This is a genomic window from Dactylosporangium sp. NPDC049140 (genome assembly GCF_040648435.1).
In genome coordinates this window covers 1-1,979 of record NZ_JBEZDS010000145.1, presented here as the reverse complement: position 1 = coordinate 1,979, position 1,979 = coordinate 1, and the positions used below count along the sequence as shown (strand labels likewise).

Below are 1,979 nucleotides of genomic sequence, written 5' to 3'. Positions count from 1 at the left end.
GACGCGAACGGCTACTACGAGTTCACCGGCCTCACCGCCGGCACCTACACGGTGTCGACCGCGGTCGGCGACGCCTGCGGGCTGTACGCCAGCACGGAGGTCGTGGTCACCGGGCAGACGTACGTGGACCTGGCGCTGTACCCGCAGTCCGACATCTTCGGGTACACCTGCACGACGCAGAGCCAGGCGTTCGACCCCGCCGACGGCAGCCTGCTCAACCTCAGCGGCGACGACGCCACCACCCAGGTCGCGCTGCCGTTCGTGATGCCGTTCTACGGTCACAACTCCTCCACCGCGTGGGTGTCGACGAACGGCTTCATCGCCTTCGCCGACCCGAGCGCGGCGGGCGACGCCTCCGCCGGCGCGGCCATCCCGCAGGCGGCGGCCCCGAACGCGATCGTCGCACCGTTCTGGCGGGACCTGATCGTCGACGGCAGCGCCAGCGTCCGCACCGAGCTCACCGGGGCGTTCCCGAACCGGCAGTACATCGTCGAGTGGCGCAACGTCGAGATGTGGGGCACGCCGAAGCGGGTCACGTTCGAGGCGATCCTGTCCGAGAACGGCGACATCGCCTTCAACTACGCCGACATCGACGCCGACGACACCGAGAAGGGTCTGGACGCGACAGTCGGCATCGAGAGCACCGGCGGCGAGTACGGGCTGCAGTACCTCTACAACCAGCCCATCCTCGACAACGACAAGGCCGTGCTCATCGACTACCCGCTCGACGCCCAGCCGATCGGCACCGGGGCCGTGACCGGCACCGTGACCCGCAACGGCGCTCCCGCCGCCGGGCTCACCGTGTCGCTGCAGCCCCAGGGCCTCACGACCACGTCGGCGAGCGACGGCAGCTACGCGTTCGCCTCCGTGGAGGAGGGCGGGTTCAGCGTGTCCACGGTGGACGGCTGCGCCACGGCCGCGGTCACCGGGCACGTGTCCGGGCCGACCGTGGCGAACCTGGCCCTCGCCCCGGTGCCGGACGAGTTCGGCTACACGTGCACCACGGCGACGCAGGCGTTCGTGCCGGCCGACACCACGGTCCTGGGGATCGTCGACGACGACGCGCACACCCCGATAACGCTGCCGTTCCCGGTGACGTTCTACGGCCAGACGTACACCAGCGCGTGGGTTTCGGCCAACGGCTTCGTCAGCTTCACCGATCCCGGCTACGAGGTGCCGGATGCGCGGGCCGCGCTACCCGATCCGACCGGCCCGAACGCCGCGCTGTACCCGTTCTGGGACGACCTGGTCCTGGACGGCAGCTCCAGCGTCCGGACCGCGGTCGTCGGCTCCGCGCCGAACCGCAAGTTCGTCATCGAGTGGCGCGACATGTACCTCTTCGGCAACACGTCGCGACGCGTCAACGCCGAGGTGCTCATCGCCGAGAACGGCACGATCACCTTCAACTACGCCGGCCTCGACAACGCCTACGAACGCGGGCTCGGGACGGTCGTCGGCATCGAGAACGCCGACGGGACCGTCGGGCAGACCTACTCCTCGTTCCGCGACGCGCTCGTCGACAGCCGGGCCGTCATCTACACCCCGCCGGTCGCGTGACCGCCATGTCCGCCATTCAGCTCCGGAGGTCGCTGGTGCGTGACTCGAAGTTCCGGCGGGGTCTCCTGCTGGGCCTGCCCCTGGCCTTGTTGGTGGCGCTCGGCGTGCAGGCGCCGGCGTTCGCGGGCCCGGCCAAGCCGTTCACCCCGGCCGGCGCCGCGAAGGTGCCGAGCGTGAAGACGAAGTCGGTACCGGCGGGGAAGCCGGTTAAGGACACCACGAAGAAGGCGCAGGACAACCCGGCCCCGGTCTGGCCCGGCGCGTCGGCGACCGACATGGATCCGGCCGCGGTGAAGGTGGCGGGCGGCCCGGTGACGATCACCGCGCCGACGACGACGCGGCAGGCGCGGACGATCGGGGCGGCGAGCGTGCCGATCCCGGGCAAGGTGCACGTCGAGGTCCTGGACCAGCAGGCGTCGAAG

2 protein-coding genes are annotated in these 1,979 nt (G+C 70.6%); both read left to right on the top strand.

The annotated features are described in order from the left end of the window. Positions 1-1,557, top strand: a 1,557-nt coding sequence (locus AB0B76_RS58885) for a carboxypeptidase-like regulatory domain-containing protein (RefSeq protein ID WP_360395160.1), incomplete at its 5' end; no start/stop codon positions are given. A gap of 35 nt (positions 1,558-1,592) precedes the next feature. After that, positions 1,593-1,979, top strand: a 387-nt coding sequence (locus AB0B76_RS58880) for a hypothetical protein (RefSeq protein ID WP_360395157.1), incomplete at its 3' end; no start/stop codon positions are given.